General features: G+C 67.3%; 11 protein-coding genes. All 11 read left to right on the top strand.

Features of this window, described 5'->3' with window-relative positions; all coding sequences use genetic code 11:
- Positions 1-120 precede the first annotated feature (120 nt).
- A complete protein-coding gene (locus AC1RB9_RS22160; protein WP_034060745.1) occupies positions 121-12,663 on the top strand; it encodes a filamentous hemagglutinin family protein in 12,543 nt (4,180 codons plus the stop codon).
- 391 nt (positions 12,664-13,054) lie between these two features.
- On the top strand, positions 13,055-13,657 hold the full coding sequence (locus AC1RB9_RS22155; RefSeq protein WP_003116532.1) for a transposase: 603 nt from the start codon (positions 13,055-13,057) through the stop codon (positions 13,655-13,657).
- A gap of 163 nt (positions 13,658-13,820) precedes the next feature.
- The gene (locus AC1RB9_RS22150) at positions 13,821-15,455 is read left to right on the top strand and encodes a ShlB/FhaC/HecB family hemolysin secretion/activation protein (RefSeq protein ID WP_003116531.1); all 1,635 of its coding nucleotides are present in this window, start codon (positions 13,821-13,823) and stop codon (positions 15,453-15,455) included.
- Between the two features lie 23 nt (positions 15,456-15,478).
- Positions 15,479-17,326, top strand: coding sequence for a DUF2341 domain-containing protein (locus tag AC1RB9_RS22145; protein ID WP_003085365.1), 1,848 nt, complete (start codon positions 15,479-15,481; stop codon positions 17,324-17,326).
- 10 nt (positions 17,327-17,336) lie between these two features.
- Positions 17,337-17,756: an ExbD/TolR family protein gene (locus AC1RB9_RS22140; RefSeq protein WP_003085366.1), complete on the top strand. Its 420-nt coding sequence runs from the start codon at positions 17,337-17,339 to the stop codon at positions 17,754-17,756.
- Positions 17,757-17,764: 8 nt separating this feature from the next.
- A complete protein-coding gene (locus AC1RB9_RS22135) occupies positions 17,765-18,511 on the top strand; it encodes an energy transducer TonB family protein (protein WP_003098450.1) in 747 nt (248 codons plus the stop codon).
- Positions 18,512-18,578: 67 nt separating this feature from the next.
- On the top strand, positions 18,579-20,285 hold the full coding sequence (locus tag AC1RB9_RS22130) for a putative porin (protein WP_003455035.1): 1,707 nt from the start codon (positions 18,579-18,581) through the stop codon (positions 20,283-20,285).
- A 34-nt stretch (positions 20,286-20,319) separates the two neighbouring features.
- Complete coding sequence (locus tag AC1RB9_RS22125; protein ID WP_003455032.1) at positions 20,320-20,982, top strand: hypothetical protein; 663 nt, start codon at positions 20,320-20,322, stop codon at positions 20,980-20,982.
- 28 nt (positions 20,983-21,010) lie between these two features.
- On the top strand, positions 21,011-21,490 hold the full coding sequence (locus tag AC1RB9_RS22120) for a YbjN domain-containing protein (protein WP_003455030.1): 480 nt from the start codon (positions 21,011-21,013) through the stop codon (positions 21,488-21,490).
- 4 nt (positions 21,491-21,494) lie between these two features.
- On the top strand, positions 21,495-22,439 hold the full coding sequence (locus AC1RB9_RS22115) for a peptidylprolyl isomerase (RefSeq protein WP_003098445.1): 945 nt from the start codon (positions 21,495-21,497) through the stop codon (positions 22,437-22,439).
- Positions 22,439-22,864, top strand: a complete 426-nt coding sequence (locus AC1RB9_RS22110) for a hypothetical protein (protein ID WP_003455027.1) — start codon at positions 22,439-22,441, stop codon at positions 22,862-22,864. Before AC1RB9_RS22115 ends, AC1RB9_RS22110 begins: the two co-directional genes overlap by 1 nt.
- The last annotated feature ends 1 nt before the right edge of the window (position 22,865 follow it).

Here is a 22,865-nt window from a genome sequence, read left to right as displayed (position 1 = left end):
TCGCTCCGCTCCATGAACTTTCCATGACAAGTCTTCGGCCCACCCTCCGCCAGGCCGTCTACCAGTAACGGGCGTCGTTGCGGGCGCCCGACCGACTTCATGCTCAAGGACCCCTTCGCCATGCCGTCCCGTTCGCCGTCGTCCGCCCGTTCCTCCCGCGCGCTTTACGCGCCGCGCCTGAAGCCGCTGGCCCAGGCCATCGCCCTGCTGCTGGTCGCAGGGGGCGCCCAGGCCGCCGGGCAGCCGTTCAGCGCCGCCTGGTTCGCCGCCAAGGGCGCGGCTCAGGGCGGCGCTGCCGGGGCGCCGCGACCGGGAGCGCAGTTGCCGGGGGCGCCGCCGCCGCTGGCGCAGCAGCAGCGGGTCAACCAGCAGTTGCAGCGTTCGATGGCCAACCTGAACAACACCGTCGCCGCCATTGCCGCCCAGCAGGCCGCCCAGGCCGCCGGACGCCAGGCGGCGCTGAACCTCCCGCAGGATGTTCCGGACGGGCTCGGCGAGGGCGGCCTCAAGGTCGACGCCTCGCTGCCGTTCGAGCAGGCCTGGCAGAACGCCAAGGGACCGGTGCAGACCCAGGCCGCCGGCAAGACCACGGTGAGCATCGAGCAGACCGCCGACAAGGCGGTGCTCAACTGGGAAACCTTCAACGTCGGCCGCAACACCACCGTGGACTTCCAGCAGAACGCCGACTGGGCGCTGCTCAACCGGGTCAACGACCCCAGCGCGCGGCCCAGCCAGATCCAGGGGCAGATCAAGGCCGACGGCACGGTGATGCTGGTCAACCGCAACGGCGTGGTGTTTTCCGGCAGCAGCCAGGTGGACGTGCGCAACCTGACGGTGGCGGCGGCGAACATCTCGGACGAACAGTTCCGTCAGCGCGGCCTCTACTACGACAACGCCGGCAGCCGTCCGACCTTCACCGACGCGGCCGGCGCCGTGCGCGTGGAGCAGGGGGCACAGTTGCGTACGGCAGCGCCGTCCGGCTCGACCAGGGGCGGCGGCTACGTCCTGCTGCTCGGCAGCGAGGTGGACAACGCCGGCAGCATCGTCACACCGAAGGGGCAGACGGTCCTGTCCGCCGGCGACAGCTTCGTCATCCGCCGTGGCCAGGGCACCGACGGCAACCTGACCTCCACCACCCGCGGTAACGAGGTGCTGCCGGGCTTCGCCGCCGACAGCAGTGCCGGCCGGGTGCGCAACAGCGGCCTGGTGCAGGCCGCCACCGGCGATATCAGCCTCAGCGGCCGCGAGGTGGAGCAGGCCGGCGTATTGCTTTCCAGCAGTTCGGTGGACAGCCGCGGCACCCTGCACCTGAAGGCCAGCGAGCGGATCACCCTGGCCGAAGGTGCCACCAGCGCCATCCTGGTGGATAGCAGCGGCAGCGCCGCCCTCGACAGCCAGCGCGAGGCCTTGCTCAAGCCGTTGAACGGCTCCAGTGCCGCCGTCAGTCGGGGCGACGACGACCGCCGCGACCTGTCGCGGGTGGAGATCGACTCCGCCGGCAGCGTCGATTTCCGCGACGGCTCCATCACCCTCGCCAGCGGTGGCCAGGTGGCGGTCAACGCTGGCCAGCGCGCGCTGCTGCGCGACGGCGCGGTGATCGATGTCTCCGGCGCGCAAGGCGTGCAGGTGGCGATGGAGACCAACAGCATCAAGGTCAACGTGCGCGGCAACGAGCAGCGCGACGCCTCGGTCAACCGCGAGGGCGGCGGTCTGAACAGCCAGGACGTGTGGGTCGACGTGCGCGACCTGGTACGGGTGCCTGCCGGCACCAACGGCTATGCCAGCGACCGCTGGTACACCGCTGGCGGCCTGCTGGAGGTCGGTGGCTACCTGGGCACCCAGGGCCACTCGGCGGGCGAGTGGATGGCCCAGGGCGGCATCGTCAGTTTCACCGGCAACGACGTGGTGACCCAGGCCGGTTCACAGATCAACCTGTCCGGCGGAACCCTCGATGTGCAGGGCGGCTACATCCGCCAGACCTGGCTGAAGGGCTCGGACGGACGCCTCTACGAACTCGGCTCGGCGCCGGGTGACCTGCTCTACGACGGCATCTACCGCGGCTACGAGGCACACAGCGAGCGCTGGGACCAGACCCGTTATTTCTACAATCCGCTGATCGCGCCGACCCAGCGCTACGAGAACGGCTACAGCGTTGGCCGCGACGCCGGCAGTCTGGTGATCGGCAGCGCCAATGCGCGGCTCGACGGCCAGGTGGTCGGCGATACCTATCGCGGCGAGCGGCAGACCGAAGCGCCACAGGCCGGCCTGGACGGCTACAACCAGTCGCAGAATGCCGTGGCGCGCGGCGCGCAGCTGGTCGTCGGGCGCTACACCCCCTACTACGTGAAGAGCAGCGGCCTGCTGGAGTACGCTCTCGGCGCCGATGCCGGCAGCCTCAAGCAGGTGGTCATCGGTGCCGGCGAGGTGGCGGCCGAGGAGCCGACCCTGGACGCTCCGGTGGCCGCCGAGCGCCAGGGCCGCCTGAGCCTGGACAGCGAACTGCTCAACGGCTTCCAGCTGGGCGGCCTGAAGGTGGCGGCCGGCGAGAGCATCCGCGTCGACAGCGCGCTGACCCTGGCCAATGGCGGCGAGGCGATCCTGTTCGCCAAAGACGTGGCGATCGACGCCGACATCACCGCTCATGGCGGCAGCCTGCAGGCCGGCAACGTACTGGCGCAGATTTCCCCGAACGGGACGATCGATGGTTTCGTCGATGCCGGCCGCGAAGCCGGCATCTTGCGCGTGGGCGATGGTGTACGACTGGATGCCAGCGGCTTGTGGAGCAACCTGCTGCTGGCGCCGGAGGACAACGATACGTTGGTCTACCGCGACGGCGGACGGATTTCCCTGCGCAGCGGCGGCGACCTGAGCCTGGGACAGGGCAGTCTGCTCGACGTGTCGTCCGGGGCGGCGCTGCTGGCCGACGGCAAACGACTGGGCGGACGCGGCGGCGACATCGCCTTGCACGCCAGTGCCGGGCTGGCGCAGGCCAGCGATGGCCAATTGCAGTTGGGCGGCACATTGAATGGTCTCGGCACGAGTGGCGCCGGCACGCTATCGCTGCAGAGCGGCAAGGTGCGGATCGGCGGCGGCGACCTCGGGGATGGCAGCCTGCAACTGGCCGAAGATTTCTTCCAGCAGGGCTTCGCCAGCTACCGGGTGGTCGGTCGCTCCGGATTGACGGTAGCCGAGGATGCCCAGGTGCGGGTCGCGCGGCCGGTCTACCGTTTCGCCAGCGGGGCCGGCGAGGTCGCGGCTGGCGAGGCGCCGCGAGAGGCGCTGGAGGCCTGGATACCGCCGCTGTACCTAGAGGATGCCTTGGCCGGACGCTTGGTCCAACGCGAAGGGGCGGACCTGTACCTGCAGGCAGGCGGCGACGGCAATATCCTCGGGCAGCTCGATCCCGCCAGCCAGACGCTGGAGCTGGGGCGCGGTTCGCTGGTCGAGGTCGATCCGGGGCGCGCCATCGTCCTGCGCGGTCCCGGACAGATCACCTTGGATGGCATTCTGAACGCTTGGGGCGGACGCATCGACGTGCGCCAGCAGCAGTTCGGCGCGCTCGACGTTACCCAGGACAATCAGCCCAAGGCGCAAGGCCAGCCCCATGCTCGCTCCATCTGGATTGGAGAGCAGGCATTGCTGGATGTTGCCGGCCGCGCTGTCACTGCCTTGGATGGGCGCGGTCGCCGCTATGGAGAAGTGCAGTCCGGCGGCAGCATCGTCATCGGCGGCGAGATCGATCCGGGCAAGGCGATCGCGACCTCGGCGGATGCGTTCGTCATCGTACGCCCCGGTGCACGACTGGAGGCCTCCGGCAGCCAGGCACAGCTGGATGTACCGGGACTGGGAAGGGTTTTGCTGGCCGGCGACGGCGGGCGCATCGCTCTCAGTTCCTACAATGGGCTGTATCTAGACGGCTCGTTGCGCGCCGCAGCCGGCGGCTCGGGAGCGGCGGGCGGCAGCCTGGAGATCATTGCGGACGCTCCCCTGTACCAAGGTTTTACTGTCGTGGATGACCGGGTATTGGCCATGCGTGAGCTGATCCTGACGGCAGGGCACGCCGATTCGGGATTACCGACCTTGCTGCAACCGGGAATGGACGATTCGGCTCTGCGCTATGGCCAGAGCCGAGTTGGGACTCAGTCGCTGACGGGCGGCGGATTCGACCAACTTTCGTTGTTCAGCAACGGTCCGCTGTCGTTCGAGGGGAACATCGATCTTGCGATGGGGCGCAGCCTGAATCTGTACGCGGGGACGATAGCCGCCACAGGTGGCGGGCCGAGCGAGGTGAAGTTGCAGGCGCCCTATGTCCGCCTTTCCGGCATCGGGATGTATGGGCAGCAGGCCTCTGGCGAGTTTCGTCCGCGTCTCACGTACGGGCCGACCGCGACAGCGGAGCAGGTTCGCTTGCAGGTTTCTGCCGGGCGCCTGCTGGATATCGCCGGGCGCTTGTCATTCGGTAGCGACGGGGTGATCAATGGGGTCAACGCAGAGGCTGTCCGCTATCAGCGACCAGGTTTCGAGAAGGTAACGCTGCGCAGCGAGGGCGACCTGCGTTTCGCTGGCGACTATCCAGAGAATGGCGATCCGTCGGGGCGCTTGATAACCCACGGCGATCTGCAACTGACTGCGGCCCAACTCTATCCGGTGACGGGAGCGAGTTCGACCCTCTATGCCGGGTATGGACTGGATGAGAGGGGGCAGGCCGTCTTCGATGCCGAACGGCATTTGGCTATCGAACGTAGCGGCGAGTCCTTGCCGGACACTCCGCTGTCGGTATTCGGCAGTCTGGCGTTCATGGCATCGAATATCGAGCAGGGTGGCGTGGTGCGTGCGCCGCTGGGGCTCATCCAGTTCGGCAGCAATCTGGATCGTGCCCCGGGCACGGTAAGGTTGTTGCCGGGTAGCCTGACCTCGGTCAGCGGCGCTGAGCTGGTTATGCCCTATGGAGGCACGACCGATGGGATCAACTATCTGGTCAACCAGGTCCCCATTCAACTGACCGGTGCCGGGGGCGCTCTCGCTGCTGGGACACTGGTTGCGGGAGTCGGCCTTTATGCCAGCGAGGTCGATGTGCAACAGGGCGCGCGGCTGGACCTGTCCGGCGGCGGCGAACTCGCGGGGGCTGGATTCATCTCCGGCAGAGGGGGTTCGACCGATGCGCGTTTTCATCCCCTGGTGCAGCAGGACAATGATGGGTTCCGTCTGCCGGAGCTGTCCAGCAACCCGGTGTATGCCATCGTGCCTGGACACCAGGCCGTTAGTGCGCCATTGGGCGGCGAGGCGGGCGCCATCCAGCCGTTGGTCGGGCAACAGGTCACCATCGGGGATGGCGTTCCCGGCCTGGCCGCCGGTACCTACACCTTGCTGCCTTCGACCTATGCCCTGTTGCCGGGCGCTTTCCGCGTCGAGATCAACGGTCTGGCGGGGCAAGGCGCGCCCATGGCGACGCAGGGGTTGCGCAATGGCTCCTGGGCGACGTCCGGGCAGTTGTCGATTGCCGGCACGTCCATCCGCGACAGTCTGAGCCGTCAGGTCATCCTGTCTTCCGCCGATACGCTGCGCCGCTACTCGCAGTACAACGAAATGAGCTATGCGGATTTCATTCGCGCCGATGCCGCGCGCAAGAACATCCCCAGAGCGATGTTGCCAGTGGATGCCAGATCCCTCTACCTGGGATTGCGCGCGGATGAGGAGCTTCGGGAAAACGCCCTGAGCTTCGAGGGGAAGGTCGACTTCACGCCGGAAGAAAGCGGATATGGCGGCAGCCTCATCGTGGATGCCGAGGCGGGCGTCGAGATTCTGCCTGAAGGTGGGCTGCCCGACTCCGATTTCGCTGGCGTGTCGTTGGTTGCGGACGATCTGAATGCAATAGGCGCCAGCCGTATCGCCATTGGCACGCTGCCCTACGTCGAATACGGCGAGCAAGGAAACTTCGTCCAGTTCGGCGGGAGCAACCGGCTCTTTCCCGTTGTGCTGCGAAAGGGCGCGCACCTTTCCGCACCGGAGGTGATCATTGGCAGGGATATCACCCTTGAAGGCGGGAGTGGCATCAGCACTCTGGGGAAAGGCAAGACTGCATACGATTCGTCCGATGGTTTCATCTATCAACCCGGCGGCCGTAACCTGCTGCTCTTGTCCAACGGATGGCTGAACCTGCTGGCACCCGCAGCGGATAGCTCGTTACCGGTTCGTCTCGGAGGTTGTGCGGAAGGGGCGGGCTGCGCCGACACCGAACTCTATTCGGAGGGCACTCTGGGTATCGCCACCAATGGTACGGTGACGTTTGGCGACAACGTTCGTTACGGGACACGCAATCTCAGCCTGGCGCTGAGTACGATCAATATCGGCTCCAGCCAGTCGCTGGCCGACGCGGCCGCTCGCGGCGTGTTGCCGAACGGCCTGGCGCTGGACCAGACGGTGCTCCAGCGCCTGCTGCGCGGCGAGCGCGGGGCGGGTATTCCGGCCCTGGAAAACCTGATCCTCAGCGCTCGCGATGCGGTCAACATGTACGGTAGCGTCAGCCTCGACACCTACGACCCGGCCACCGGCAAATCCAGCCTGGCCAACCTGGTGCTGGGCACCCCGGCCATCTACGGCCATGGCACCGGCGAGGATGTCGCCAGCATTCGCACCGCCAGCCTGGTCTGGAGCGGCTCCAGCCAGCCGGCCGCAGGACCGGTCGCCGGCGGCGCCGGTAGCGGTAGCGGAACCCTGCGGGTGGATGCCGAGCGCATCACCCTGGGCTACGGCGCGAATACCCAGCCGGCCGGCGAGACCGACGAGGCGCGCCTGGCGCTGGGCTTCGCCGAGGTGCAACTGAACGCCAGCGAGCGGATCAGCGCCAACCACAAGGGCAGCTTGCGGGTCTACCAGCGCCTGGACGGCTACGTCGCCGGCGAAGGCCTGCGCTACAGTGGCGGCGACCTGCGTCTGAGCACGCCGTTGCTGACCGGCGAGGCCGGCTCGCTGAGTCGGATCAGCAGCGGCGGTAGCCTCAGCCTGGCGGCGCCGGCGGGCGCTGCCGCGGTGACCTTCGACAGCGGCACCGCCGGGCTTGGTGCCGAGTTGTCCCTCAGCGCCCGCGAGATCCGCCTGGATAGCGCGGTCTCGCTACCCAGCGGCAAGCTGAGCCTGAGCGCCGAAGACGACCTGGAGCTGGGCGATGGCGCGCGCATCGACCTGGCCGGACGCAAGGCCAGCTTCAACGATGTGGATAAATACAGTTGGGGTGGCGACCTGCTGCTGAGCAGTCGCGCCGGCGACATTCGCCAGGCCGCCGGTTCGCTGATCGACCTGTCGGCGCGCAACAACCGCGGCGGTACCCTGAGCGCCGTGGCGTTGGCCGAGGACGCCGGGGTGGTGGACCTGCAGGGCCGCATACTGGGTGGCGCCAGCGGCGACTACGATGCCGGCGGCACCCGCGTGCCGTTCCTCGGTGGCGAGCTGGAGATCCGCGCCCAGCGCCTGGGCGACGGCGGCAGCCTGAGCGAGCAGTTCACCGCCTTGAACCAGCGCCTGAACCAGGGCGAGGTCTTCGGCGCGCGGCGCTTCCAGCTCAAGCAAGGCGACCTGCAGATCGGCGACGGCCTGAAGGCGCATCGCATCGAGGTGTCCCTCGACAATGGCCAGCTCGGCGTGAGCGGAACGGTGGACGCCAGCGGCGCGCAGGTCGGCGAGATCCGCCTGGCCGGTGGCCGCGGCCTGAGCCTGGGCGGCAACGCGCTGCTGGATGCGCATGGGAGCCTGCTGCGGCGCGACAGCTACGGGCAGATCATCGACAGCCCGAACCGGGCGATGGTCGAGCTGAGTTCCGGCAGCGGCACCTTGGTCCTGGCCGGCGGCGCGCGCATCGACCTGCGCCATGGCACCGCGGCGCCAGCGGAACAGGTTGATGGCGTCGCCCGTGGCACGTTGGAGTTGAACGCGCCACGCCTGGGCGGGGTCAGCGCCGGCGACATCGCCATCGATGCCAGCGGCGCGCTGGACATCCGCGGCGCCGGCAGCATCGCCCTGAACGCGGTGCAGCGTTACGACGATGCGCGCTGGGGCAACGATCCGGCGGCCGGCGGGCGGCCCTACCAGGTGATCGACCAGGCTTACCTCGATGCGCGGCATGCCGAGAGCAGCGCGTTCATCGCCGCGGCGCTGGCCAACCGCGAGTTGCTCGACGGCAAGCTGGCCGGACTGACCAATGCCACCTACGCGGATGCTTTCCACCTGCGTCCAGGGGTGGAGATCGTCAGCGCAACGGCGGACGGCGATCTGGTGGTGCAGGGCGATCTCGATCTGTCCGGCTACCGCTACGCCAGCCTCAATCCGAACACGCCGCTGACCGAGGTCTACGGTTCCGGCGAGGTCGGCGCGCTGGTGCTGCGCGCCGGCGGTGACCTGAACCTCTACGGCAGTATCAACGACGGCTTCGCGCCGCCGCCGGACTCGCCGGACGACAAGGGCTGGATCCTCACCCCGGGAGTGCAGCCGTTCGGTGGCGACCTGGTGGTTCCCGGCCCGGGCGTGGTGCTCGGCGACGGTACCGCGTTCCTCGGCGGCCGCACCCTCAACTACGACCTGCCGATCAAGGGCACCACCCTGGCCGCCGGCACCCGTCTGGCCACCGAGGCGGTACTCGAACAGCCCTATACCCTGGCCGCCGGCAGCGTGCTGGTAGCGGACATCCACGATGCCGCCGGCAACCTGCTGTACGCCGCGGGCAGCCTGCTGCGCGACGGGGTGACGCTGGAGGTCGGCAGCCGGCTGGGTGCCGGTACCCTGCTGGCTGCACCGGCCAGCGTGCAGGCGATGACCTGGCCTGCGGGCGTGCCCTTGCCGAGCATCCTGCGCGAGGGGCCAAGCAGACCCAATGTCCTGCTGCTCAATGGAGAGCTGGCCTTGGCACGTGGTTCTCTGATCCCTTCGCAGACCGAGGTGGTACTGGCTGGCGATGCGCCTTTCATCGAGTTGCGGCCCAGCGACGGTGTCCGCCAGGGACGCAACTGGGCATTGGCCGAGATGCTGCCGGCCGGTAGCCAGTCCTGGTCCATGCGCCTGGTCGCCGGTGCCGATCTCGCGGCTGCCGACAACCGTCTGGTGCGTCCGGACTCCTCGGCCAGCCTGAACCTGGCCGATACGCACTATCAGGCGAAGATCGAACAGAGCTCGGGAGGGCTGGTGTTCACCGATCAGGCTACCGACTGGGGGATCACCCCGGGAACTCCGGTCGACGAGAGCAATGAATGGATCTGCGGGCTGGGGCCGTATTGTGCCGAGCCTCCCCGCTGGACCTGGGCGCCCGGCAATTACCTGGGCATGCCTGCTGGTACGGCGATCGGCGAGGGCGATCTGTGGTGGTGCAGTGTCGATCCGTCCCTGTGTATCGAGAATCTCGGCAAAACCGTGGTCACACCGCAGAACCAGTTGTTCAGTGTGCTGCGCACCGGCACTGGCGATCTTGACCTGGCCAGTGCCGGTAACCTTACGCAATGGTCGCCGTACGGCGTCTATACCGCCGGAACGCAGGCCGCCGATGTCGCGACGGGATTCAATCAGCCTCGCGGTCTGTTCAATGGGTCGGTACTGGGCGCCGGTGGCGCGGATTACGAAGTGCTCTCAACCAGCCAGTACCAGGCCTGGTATCCGGAACATGGCGGCAACCTCGATATCGCCGTTGGCGGTGATGTGGTTGGCGATCAATGGGCCGAGAAACTGACAAGTAGCGATCCCATTCGCCCCTTGCCCCCCAGCGCTGCAGTCGGCAACTGGCTCTGGCGCCAGGGCAGCGCCGATAGGGAAGGAGTGCCGACGGCCTGGTGGGTCAATTTCGGCAGCTATGTGCGTGGCGCGGAGGGAGATGCTCCCTATCTGGTCGGCTTCACCGGTTTCGGCACTCTGGGAGGCGGCAATCTCAGCATGCGAACCGGAGGTGATGCCGGCAATATCGCGCCACGCGGAGATGGTTCGATACCTTCGTCCGGTAACCTTAATCCGCGCAGCCAGGGACTGGTCTTGGCGGTTGCCGGCACTGGCCGGCTCACCTCCGACGGCGCGCTGCAACTTGGCGGCGGCGGTGACCTGAATGTGAGAATTGGCGGGGAGGTGAACCCGAGCCGGGAGGCGCGGGCTACCCAGACCTACTCGAGTTCGGGGTTTGACGGTCTTTACAGCGGCGGCACCATTCACGATCTGCAGGGGGCCCTCATCAATCTGCGCGGTTCCGCGAGCTTGTACAGTGGTGCGCTGGGAGGCATTGATCCTCGCTACGACACTCTACTGCGGGACCCCGCCGAAGTGCGCAGCAGGGATGCGTTCAGCCCGACGCTGGCTAGCTCCACGGGCGGCCTCACCCTGGTGGCCGGAGATACTGGCATGCGTCTGGAAACCCGTGGCGACCTGGTCCTGGGCGGGGTGACTGATCCCGGTAGGGTGGGGGTGCCGAATACCGTTGGCTTCACGGCTCCCGATGGCAGCGTCTACCAAGGGGGCGGGATCGCTTGGTTCAGTCTCTGGACTGCACACACCTCGATCGATCTGTTTGCGGCGGGCGGCAACCTGACGCCCAGCACCCAATTGGTCGAGGCAACCAACGCTATTCCCATGGCAGGCCGAAACCTGTCGCCTAGCGATGGGCGATTCATCTATCCATCGATAGTACGTGCGGCGGCCCCGGAAGGAAGTATCTATCTCGGTCCTTCCAGCGGTTACATGGGAGGCGTGAGCCTGAATGTCTCGACCACTCCCTACTCCTTGTTACTGGCACCGTCGCTCAACGGTGAACTGGAGTTGCTGGCTGGAGACTCCATTTATGCCGGTGGCTATTCGGTGCAACGCTCAGGTGCCGATCCTGCGAACCTGCCATCGATCTGGACGCCGGCATTTGCCGGCTACTCCGATGCCGCGCTGCTCAACCCGATAGCCGGCAACGGCAGTCCGGACGGGAATCCGGCCGTCATTGGCGGATTGCCTCTGTTCTACTTCGGCCCCGATAGCGCTGCGAGCTTGGCGCGCGATCTGCAACCGGCGCGTTTCTATGCGTTGACAGGAGATATCGTCGGGCTCAATAGCGGTGCGCAGATTCGTTTCGGCGAGCAGGCGGGGAACCGCGCCGGGCAAACCTGGTATGAAGGTGCGGGTCCCGTCTGGATGCGCGCCGGGCGCGACATCGTAGCCTCCGGAACCCCATTGGGACAGCGTATCAGCGCTCCCAGTCAGATCAGTACGGATGCCTCGTTCACCGGCAACCTCTTCGTCCACGACGACCCCAACGACCTCTCGCTGGTCCAGGCCGGCCGCGACATCCTCTACGGCAACTTCAACGTCGCCGGCCCCGGTACCCTGGAGATCAGCGCCGGGCGCAACATTCTCATGGAGGATCGCGCGGCGATCACCAGTCTCGGCGCGGTGGTGCCGGGCGACAGCCGGCCGGGTGCCGATATCGTGCTCCAGGCCGGCGCGGCGGGGGCCGACTATCAGGCCTTCCTCGAGCGCTACCTGGATCCGGCCAACCTGGCGCAGGGCGGCACCCCGTTGGCCGAGCAGCCGGGCAAGGTGGTCAGGACCTACGAAAGCGAGTTGGCCAAGTGGTTGAACGAGCGCTTCGGCTTCGCCGGCGACGCGGAACAGGCCCAGGCGTTCTTCGCCGGCCTGCCCGCCGAGCAGCAGCGGATCTTCGCCCGCCAGGTGTACTTCGCCGAACTCAGGGCCGGCGGCCGCGAGTACAACGAAGTCGGCGGGGTACGCCAGGGTAGCTACCTGCGTGGGCGCAACGCGATCGCCGCGCTGTTCCCCGAGCGCGATCCGGCGGGCAATCCGATCAGCTACGAAGGCGATATCGTCATGTATGGCGGTGCCGGCGTGCACACCGACTTCGGCGGCGACATCCAGTTGCTCAGCCCCGGCGGGCGCCAGGTGTTCGGTATCGAGGGCGAGGCGCCGCCGTCTACCGCAGGCATCGTCACCCAGGGCCAGGGCGATATCCAGGCCTACTCGCGGGACAGCATCCTGCTCGGCCAGAGCCGCATCATGACCACCTTCGGCGGCAGCATATTGGCCTGGTCGGCGGAAGGCGACATCAACGCCGGTCGCGGTTCCCAGACCACCGTGGTGTACACCCCGCCGCGGCGCATCTACGACGCCTGGGGCAACGTCAGCCTGTCGCCGCAGGTGCCCAGCACCGGCGCCGGTATCGCCACCCTCAACCCGATTCCCGAAGTGGCGCCGGGCGACATCGACCTGATCGCCCCGCTCGGCACCATCGACGCCGGCGAGGCGGGCATCCGGGTCTCCGGCAACGTCAACGTGGCGGCGCTGCAGGTGGTCAACGCGGCGAACATCCAGACCCAGGGCCAGTCCAGCGGCATTCCGCTGGTGGCTTCGGTGAATACCGGTGCGTTGACCTCCGCCAGCGCCGCGGCGAGTTCCGCGACCCAGGCGGCGGAGGACGTCAGTCGCCAGCAGCAGGCCGCCGCGCGGCAGCGCATGCCGTCGGTGATCACGGTGCAGGTGCTCGGGTTCGGCAACGAGCGCCTGGAGCCTTCGCGCGACGGCGCCAGTCGTTCGCCGGGCTACAACCCGGACAGCGCCGTGCAGGTGCTCGGCGCCGGAGCCCTCGGCGAACAGGCGCGCAGCCAATTGACCGATGAAGAGCGCGGCAACCTGATCCTGTAGGGCACCGCCGCGGAGGCACGATACCCGCCAGGCCCTCCCCACGGAGGGCCTTTTTTTCGGCGAACTTCCGAGGCGCTGGTCGATTCTCGGGTGAATGCCCGTTCGTCCCCGCCGGCGGCGCGCGAATGGCCGGCCGCATGAAGTTTTCATGACAAAAGTTCGGTGGTGCGGCGGGGTTGCCGTCAAACAGGTGTGAATGAGGAAAACGGAATTCAGTGGTGAAAGGCAGGGACGGGAACGAAAGGAATCGGCCATTTCCCGGTTGCGCTGACCGGTTGCTGGAAATGAGCGTGTCGTTCGAGAAAGACGCGTTCCGCTCTGAAACAAGAGAACAGTATCCGCTAACGGCCGTGGTCACTCCGGTGAATACGGCGAAGGACGGTGAGTATTGATGGAAAGTTACTCGAAAGTCGGTATGCAGGAACTTGACCAGCGCCTATCGAAGATCGTCGAAGCCGCACGCAAGAAACCGGTATCGGTTTATCGATATGGGGCGCCATGGGTCTGGATAGTGTCCCAGGAAGATTGGCAGGGTGCGCTCAAGGAAGTGTCCAGCTATATACCACCGGGACATTCCCTGGCGTTGCTGAAACCGCAAATAGAAAGTCTCCTTGTCGAAGAGGCGAAAGTCCTCTCGGCGCTCGCCCGCGAACATGGCATGCAGTTGGCCCCGGAGCCGCTGATCCACGCGCTGCTGCTGCAACTGCTGTACGCGATTCCCAGCGAGCAGCAGTTGTACGAGCAGTTGAACTACAACCTGCTGTATCGCTGGTTCGTCGGCCTGGAAATGAAGCAGAAGATCTGGAATTTTCCGGTTTTCGTCAGCGATATAACCGTCCTGCTGAACAGCGCGGAGGCGGTAAGGATAATAGGCAGGATTATCGGGGAAGTGATTTCCGGGGATCTCATGCAGATGCCGGAGTTCTCCCTGAACTTCGCCTTGTTGCATACATGGCAAGCGCGCCATGGCGGAGCGCGACGGCTGAATATCTAGCACGAAAGTGAAAATAGAAAAGAACGAGATTTCATAAGGGCGGGCGCCGTTTTTAACAGGTTGTTCATGCGTCGCCGCTAGTTTGTTGTCTTTCACAGAACTGTTCGATGAACGGACTTGTTGCATTAGAACAATAAGTCCCGATGGAACTTCGGGGGACCGTGTGAAGCGTTCGCTGTTCAATTGTGCGCACCCGTTTCGCCAGCGCTGGTCGATCGGTTGCCTGGCTGTCGCATTGTCGTGCGCTTCGCTGGCCGACGAGGCCCCTCCCGCCGCGGCGGGAGCCGAGACCCAGCGTCTGGTGGACATCAACGAGTACGTGGTACGCGGCAACACCGTGCTGGACAACCGCGCCATCGAGGCGGCGGTGTATCCCTTCCTCGGACCGCAGCGCAGCCTGGGCGACATCGAGGGGGCGCGCGATGCGCTGCAGGCCGCCTACCAAGAGAAGGGCTACCAGTCGGTCTACGTCGAGCTGCCGGAGCAGCAGGTGAGCGGCGGGGTGGTCTACCTGCAGGTCACCGAGACCACTGTCGGTCGCGTCCGGGTGGTCGGCGCCAAGCACTATTCGCCGGTGGAGTTGCGCGAGGAAGTGCCGGCCCTGGAGGAGGGCAAGGTGCCCGACTTCGCCCAGGTCCAGCGCGAGCTGGCGCAGGTCAACCGCACCCCCGGCCGCCAGGTGCTGCCGATGGTGCGCGAGGGCCAGCGGCCCGGCACCATGGACGTCGACCTGCAGGTGGAAGACAAGAATCCCTGGCACGCCAGCATCGGCCTGAACAACGACTACAGCGCCGACACCCGTCACTTGCGCTCGGTGGTTTCGCTGGGCTACGACAACCTCTGGCAACTCGGCCACGCCATCTCGCTGACCTATTTCACCGCGCCGCAGGACCAGGACAACGCCAAGGTCTGGTCCGGCTCCTATACCGCGCCGCTGAGCCAGCGCTGGAGCGTGCAGTTGTCCGGCTACCAGTCCGACAGCGACGTGGCCACGGTGGGCAGCATGAATGTGGTCGGCCAGGGCCACTCCTACGGCGTGGCGGCGATCTACAGCCTGCCGGTCACCGGCCTCTGGTCGCACTCGTTCTCCTTCGGCGTCGACTTCAAGGACTTCGAGGAACAGACCCGGATCGGCGGCAACAACGACAGGGTGCCGATCAAGTACGCCCCGCTGACCCTCGGCTACAACGGTTTCCGCTACACCGAACGTTCCCAGTTGGCCCTTGGCCTGAGCCTGGTGGCCGGTACCGGCAGTCTCCTCGGCTACGGCGACGACGACGAGGAATTCGACCGCAAGCGTTATCGCGCCAAGTCCGGCTTCGGCGTGCTCAAGGGCGATCTCAACCACACCCTGACCTTCGGCGGCGACTGGCAGGTGGCGACCAAGGCGGCCTTCCAGCTCGCCTCCGGGCCGCTGATTTCCAACGAACAGTTCGCCGCCGGCGGTGCCACCAGCGTGCGTGGCTACCTGGCGGCGGAGAACACCGCCGACGACGGCTACCTGCTCTCCCAGGAATGGCGTACGCCGTCCCTCGGACGCTTCCTCGGCAAGCGCGCCGGCGGCTACGTCAACGACTGGCGCTTCTACGTGTTCGCCGAGGGCGCGCAACTGCGCCTGCAGGATGCGCTGCCCGAACAGGACGACGACTTCAGCCTGGCCAGCGTCGGCATCGGCACCCGCGCGCAACTCGCCGACTGGCTGTCCGGCAGCCTCGACTGGGCCTTCCCGCTGCTGGAAGGGACGAACACCGACAAACACGACTCGCGCCTGCATTTCAGCGTGCAGGCGAGCTTCTGACGCTGACCCCGGAGTAACCCCACATGTATCGCTTATTGCTGACATCGCTGATCTGCCTGGGCCTGCTGGCCCCGGCCAGCGCCAGTGCCTGGTGGCAGGACGACTGGCAGTACCGCAAGCAGGTCTCGGTCGATACCACCCCGCAAGGCGCGGCGATCAACGAGAGTCTCGGTCGCCTGCCGTTGCTGGTGCGCCTGCATACCGGCAACTTCACCTTCGACGGGGTCAACGAGAACGGCTCGGACATCCGCTTCGTCGCCGCCGACGACAAGACCGTGTTGCGCCACCAGGTCGAGAGCTTCGACCCGCTGATGGGCATGGCCCTGATCTGGGTCGACGTGCCGCGGGTGGAGGGTGGCCAGCGCCAGGACATCTGGATGTACTACGGCAACGCCAAGGCGCCGGAGAGCGGCAACGGCCAGTCGGTGTTCGACCCGGACTACACCCTGGTCTATCACTTCGACGGTGCGCCGGGCACTCCGCCGCGGGACTCCACCGCCTACGCCAACAATGCGCAGACCGCCGCCGGCAGTCCGGTGGAGGGCGTCATCGGTCGCTCCGCGCAACTGCTGGGCCAGCCGCTGCTGCTGCCGGCCAGCCCATCGCTGGCGGTGAGCGCCGGTGGCACCTTCAGCTTCAGCGGCTGGGTGCGTCCCGACCAACTGGCCGGTGAACAGGTCCTGCTGTCGCGCCGCGAAGGCGGCAACGCCCTGTTGGTCGGCCTGGCCCAGGGCGCGCCCTTCGTCGAGCTGAACGGTCAGCGCGCTGCCGCCAGCCAGGCCCTGGCGCAGGGGCAATGGCAGCATCTGGCGCTGGTCGCCGACGGTACCCGGCTGGCGCTGTATCTCGGGGGGCGCGAAGTCGCCAGCCTGGCGGCGGCGCTGCCGGCGTTCAGCGGTGCGATCGCCATCGGCGCGGAAGGCCAGGCCGCGCCTGCGGTCGCCACCGAAGCGGCAAGCGGGGAAGGTGAGGCGAGCGCCGCGGCGCCGACCCTGCAACCCTTCCAGGGCGCCATCGACGAGTTGCGCCTGTCGAAGATCGCCCGCCCGGCGGCGCTGCTCCTCGCCGACGCCACCGCCCAGGGCGCCGAGTCGCGCCTGGTGGCCTACGGGGTCGACGAGAAGCAGTCCGGCTTCGGCTTCGGCAAGCTCGGCTTCCTGCTCAACGCAGTGCCGCTGGATGCCTGGGTGATCATCGCGATCCTGGCGCTGATGATGGTCCAGTCGTGGGTCATCATGTACCGCAAGAACCAGAACGTCGGCCGTGTCAGTCGCGCCAACGGGCTGTTCCGCGAGCGCTTCGCCGAGGTCGGCACGCGCCTGGAACTGCTCGCCGACGACCGCGAGCTGGCCGCCCGCCTGCAACACTCCTCGCTGTGGCGCCTGTACCAGGTGGCGGTGAAGGAGATCCGCACCCGCCGCGAGCAGGGCGCCGACACCTCTTCCGTCTCCGCGGCCACCATCGAGGCGATCCGCGCCTCCATGGACGGCGTGCGCACCAAGGAGAACCAGCAGCTCGGCTCGCGCCTGTCGAGCCTGTCCAACGCCATCGCCGGCGGCCCCTACATCGGCCTGCTCGGCACCGTGCTGGGGATCATGGTGGTGTTCCTCGGCACCGCCATGGCCGGCGACGTCAACATCAATGCCATCGCCCCGGGCATGGCCGCCGCCCTGCTGGCCACGGCCATGGGCCTGTTCGTCGCGATCCCCGCGTTGTTCGGCTACAACCGCCTGGTCACGCGGAACAAGGAAGTCAGCGCGGACATGCGGGTGTTCGTCGACGAGTTCGTCACCCGCCTCGCCGAGGTGCATGGCGAAAGCCAGCTCAGCGAAGTGGCCCATCGTCGCAACGGCCAGCCGTTGCCGGCCTGAGGAGAACGCCATGGCTTCCGTGAACAGCAGCCACGACGATGACGACGACGGCGCCGTCGACAGCATCAACATCACCCCGCTGGTGGACGTGCTGATGGTGGTGCTGGTGATGTTCATCCTCACCGCCACCGCCCAGGTCGCCGGGATCCAGATCAACCTGCCGAAGGCCAGTGCCACCGTGGCGCTGTCGCAGCCCAAGACCAAGGCGATCTCGGTGAACGACGCCGGCCAGGTGTTCCTCGACGCCTACCCGGTGACCCTGCCCGAGCTGGAGGACCGCCTGCGTACGGAGAAGGCCCTCAACCCCGACTTCCCGGTAGTGGTCCGCGGCGACGCCACGGTGCAGTACCAGAAGGTCATCGAGGTCCTCGACCTGCTGCGCCGCCTAGAGCTGTCCCAGGTCGGCCTGGTCACCGGCAAACCGACCTGAGGCCCGGGATGAACATGTCCGCCGATCCCAAGCACACCCCCGAGCCGAAAAATGCCGCGCCGCTGTCCATCGACGGCCGCCCGGCGAACCCGACCCTGCGCTACCTCAAGTGGGGCCTCGGCGCGCTGCTGCTCGCCGGCCTCGCCTGGCTGGTCTGGGAGTGGGCCAACGACATGAGCGGCGTGCGCCGCGAGGCGCCCAAGGTGCCGGCGATCATCCCGCTGCCGCCACCGCCTCCGCCGCCGCCGGAAAAACCGCCGGAACCGGAGCAGCCGGTGGAAGAGGAAAAGATCGTCGAGCCGGAACCGCAACCCGAACTGGAGGAGGTCAAGCCGCAGGAGGAAGCGCCGCCGTCGCCGGCCGACGACCTGGCCGACCCGATGCAGATGGATGGCGACGCCCAGTCCGGCTCCGACGCTTTCAACATCGGCGCCGGCAAGGGCGGCGGGATGGCCGGTTCCGGCGGCGGTCGCGCCGGCAACGCCAGCTATAGCCAGTACCTGGCCTACGCCTTCCAGCGCCTGCTGCGGGACAACCCGGAGCTGCGCAACCTGGCGTTCCGCCTGCAGGCGGAGATCTGGCTGAGTTCCTCGGGGGATATCACCCGGGCCGAACTGACCCGCTCCAGCGGCGACCCCGAGACCGACCAGAAGGTGCTGGCCGCGCTGCGCGCCGCCGGCCGCCTGGAAGAACGCCCGCCGGCTTCGCTGACCCTGCCGGTGCGCATCGCCCTGCAGGGCAAGCGGCCGGGATGAGAAGACGCCAACCCAGAATGATTTCCGGCAGGCGACTGCCTTGAAGGACCTTAGGAGCCGTACACAGATGAACGCGAAAGTGAACCGACTGGCGCTGGGGATGGGCGTCATGCTCGCCGCGCTGGCCGGCCAGGCGCAGGCCCAGCCGCCGGCGCCCTCGGAGAACGCCACGATCAACCTGATCCGCCTGTTGGTACAGCAGGGCGTGTTGAAGAAGGAACAGGCCGATGCGCTGGTCAGGCAGGCCGAGGCCGAGGCGTTGCAGGCCCAGCAGGCGCGCCAGGCCGTGGCGCCCGCGGCGGCCGTCGCCGCGGTCCCCGGGGAGGTCCGCGTACCCTATATCCCGCAGGTGGTGCGCGACCAGATCCGCGACGAAGTGAAGGCCGAGGTAATGACCCAGGCCAAGGCGGAGAACTGGGCGCAGCCCAACGCCTTCCCGGACTGGGCCTCGCGCATCAGCTTCGACGGCGACGTGCGCCTGCGCTACGAGTCGCGCTCCTTCGGCAACGGCAACAGCAACCAGATCACCGACTTCGCCGAACTCAACGACGACGGTCCCTATGACGTCAACCCGAATACCAGCTCGGGCCTGCCGCCGCTGCTCAACACCCGCGAGGACCGCGACAGCCTGCTGCGCCTGCGCGCGCGCTTCGGCCTCAAGGCGGCTCTGTCGGAAAGCTGGAGCGCCGGCATCCGCATCGGCACCGGTTCGGACAACAACCCGGTGTCGACCACCCAGACCCTCGGCGGCGGCTTCGGCAAGAAGGACCTCTGGCTCGACCAGGGCTACCTGACCTGGAAGCCCAGCGAGCGCCTGAGCCTGACCGGCGGGCGGATCGCCAATCCGTTCCTGTCCACCGACCTGTTGTATTCCAACGACCTCAACTTCGACGGCGTGGCGGCGATCTTCAACCAGCCGCTGAGCCGCGATGTCGCGCTGTTCGGCACGGTCGGCGCGTTCCCTGTGGAATACAGCTCGGACACCGCCTCGTCGAACGGCTTCGACAAGGAAGACAGCGACAACAAGTGGCTCTACGGCGCGCAACTGGGCGCCACCTGGAAGATCAACCCGCAGCACAGCCTTACCGGCGCGCTGGCCTACTACCGCTTCGACGATATCGAAGGGCGGCGTTCCAGCCCCTGCCGGCCCTGGGCCGGAGATCCGGAGTGTGACACCGACGGCAGCCGTCCGACCTTCATGCAGAAGGGCAACACGGTGTTCCTCCTGCGCGACATCGTGCCCAACCCGGCCGACCCGGCGAACACGCCGAACCCGCAGTACGTCGGCCTGGCCTCGGAGTTCAATCTGCTCGACCTGAACCTCGGCTGGGATGCCGAGCTACCCAACGACTTCAAGCTGCGGGTGGCCGGCAACTACGTGCACAACCTGGGCTACGACGAGGGCGACATGCGCAAGCGCGCCGGCGGTGTGGCGCAGATCGCCAACAACCTCGGCTCCGACGGCGACATCAAGAGCGGGGCGAACGCCTGGATGCTCCAGTTCACCCTGGGCAACGCCCTGGACATGCGCGACGCCGGCGACTGGCAGGTCTTCGCCGCCTACAAGTACATCCAGCCGGATGCCCTGCCGGACGGTTTCAACGATTCCACCTTCCACCTTGGCGGGACCAACGCCAAGGGCTACATCCTCGGCGCCAGCTATGGCTTCGACAAGCGCGTCTACGGTACCGCGCGCTGGCTCAGCTCCGACGAGGTCTACGGCGCACCGTTCTCCATCGACGTCCTGCAACTCGAGGTCAACACGCGCTTCTGAGCGCTCCTCGAGGCAGACCATGAAGAGGCAGACCATGAACACGCGACCTTTCTCATTACCGATCTGGGCCCAGGCGCTGCTCGCCGGCGCCGCCTTCGCCGCCTACGCCAGCCAGGCGGCCTACGCCGACAGCCTGGAGGAACGCCTGCGCACCCAGTTGCGCAGCACCACCCAGCAACTCCAGGCGCTGCAGACCGAACAGGCCCAGGCCGCCGCGGCGAAAGCTGCGCTGGAGAGCCAGCGCGATGCGGCGCTGGCCCAGGTCAAGCAACTGAGCGCCGAGCTGGCCCGGGCCAAGGGCCAGGCCGAGCAGCTCTCGGCCCAGCAACAGGGCTTGCACGACCGGGCGCGGCAGATGGTCGAGGCGAGCAACGAGCAACTGGGCAAGTACAAGCAGGCCTACGACGAGTTGCTGGTCATGGCGCGAGCCAAGGAGGCCGAGCGGCAGAAGCTCGACCTGGCGTTCCGCGAGCACGACCAGCAGTTGCAGCAGTGCACCGCGAAGAATCGGGAGATGTATGGCGTGGCCAAGGAGATCCTCGGCGCCTACGAGAACGTCAGCGTCGCCGAGGTGATGAAGATCCGCCAACCGTTCGCCAGCGGTGCGCGGGTGAAATTCGAAGAGATGGCGCAGAAGCTCGGCGACGACCTCTACAAGACCCAGGTCGAGAACCGCCAGGCGGCGCTCGCCCAGTGAAATCCGACAGCAAACCAGGAACCCGGACATGAACGACATCACCCTGATCGAACACCTTTCCGTCGACAGCCTGACCGAGGCCTTGCAGGACGCCGGCTACCGGGTCAACCGCAGCGAGCAGAACGGCGTCGTGCAACTGCTCAGTGCCAGCCAGGGAATCGGCTACGCGGTGCGCTTCGGCAATCCGGCGGCGACGCCGGCGAGCTACCTCGACTTCACCTTCAGCTGCGCCCTGCGCGTGCAGGGCGAGTTGCCCGCCGGGCTGACCGAGCGCTGGAATCTCAGCCGGCGCTTCGGCCGCCTGTCGCAGCAGGGCGAGTTCCTGGTGATGGAAATGGACGTGATCGTCGCCGGCGGCGTCAGCCTGGCCAACCTGCGTAGCCATATCGAACTGTGGGATCGCCTGCTGCAGGAGTTCATCGCCTATCTGCGCGACTACAGCCGCCTGGCCGCGGAGCAGCAGGGCATGGCGCAGGATGCCGGTCAACCCGTCGATGGCGAGGCCTGAGCCGATGCGGCCGGCATTTCGTTGCGGCATCCTGGCGTTCGCGCTTGCCGTTCTCGCCGGCTGTGGCCAGCGCGAGGACGGCGGCGCGGGCCAGGCCCAGGCCGCGCTTGCCAAGCCATCTGCCAGCGCCGCCGCGGAACCCGCGGTGGCCCGCCTCGGTGCCTTGCAGGTGGCGCCGGACGAACTGAAGGCGCTGCTGGCCGAGGTGCCGGCGGAAACCCGCGCACAGTTGAGCGAGAACCGCGACGCGATGGAACGCTGGATGCGTGCGCGACTGGCCGAGAAGGCGCTCTACGAACAGGCCAGCGCCCAGGACTGGCAACAGCGTCCGCAGGTGAAGACGCTGATCGATGCGGCGGCGCGGCAGATCGTCCTGCGTACCTACCTGGAGTCGGTGAGCACGGTGCCCGAGGACTACCCCAGCGATGCCGAACTGCAGGCCGCCTACCAGGCGAACAAGGCGCAACTGGCTGTACCGGCGCTGTACCGGGTCAGCCAGATCTTCATCGCCGCCTCTGCGGCCGGCGGGCTTGCCGAAGCGCGCAAGCGCGCCCAGGAACTCTACCGGCAGGCCGCGGACGGCGACTTCGCCGAACTGGCGCGCAAGCATTCCGACGACCCGCAGACCGCCCGCAACGGCGGCGACATCGGTGGGTTGCTGGCGCAGGCGCAACTGCTGCCGGCGATCCGTCCGGCGCTGGAACGGCTGAAGGTCGGCGCGGTGTCCGAGCCGATCCAGGGCGCCAACGGTTTCCACCTGGTCAAGCTGACCGAGCGTCGCGACGCTCGCCTCGCCACCCTCGACGAGGTCCGTGGTCGCCTGCGCGAAAGCCTGCGCGCGCAACGCCAGGAGCAGATTGCCAAGGCCTACCTGGATGGCCTGGTGAACAACGCTACCCTGAGCATCGACGGCGCGTTGCTCGGCAAGACCCTGGCGGAACTGCACTGATGGGCGGCACGCCGGAGGCCAGGCGTGGGCCGCGCGCGAGCCGCTGGCGGCACCTGCGCAGTTGGCTGTTCGGCGAGCCCGAGCGGTTCCGCGACGAACGCCAGCGGCTCTGGGGCGCCTATGCCGCATGGCTCGGCGAGCAGGTCCAGCAGCGCCTGGGCGAAGACGCCGAAACCGCGCCGCGGCTGCTGGCCTTCCTGGAGTCGCGGCGCGCGGCGGGGCAGTTGCCGAATACCGACATCGACCTGCGGGTCTGGCTCGACGAACGCGGCTGGATCGTCCGTCTCGCCTGCCTGCGCAGCGACGCCGAGCCGATCGAGAATGAACTGCGGCGCGCGCTGATGGACCGTTCGTTGCGCCTGCCGCCGCCGGAACACATGCCGCAGCCGATCGAACTGCGGATTCGCCTCATGCCTGGACGCTAGC

The sequence above is a fragment of the Pseudomonas sp. 20-5 genome (assembly GCF_056782835.1).
The sequence above is the reverse complement of the archived record's forward strand: the minus strand, read 5'-3'. Positions and strand labels throughout refer to the sequence as shown.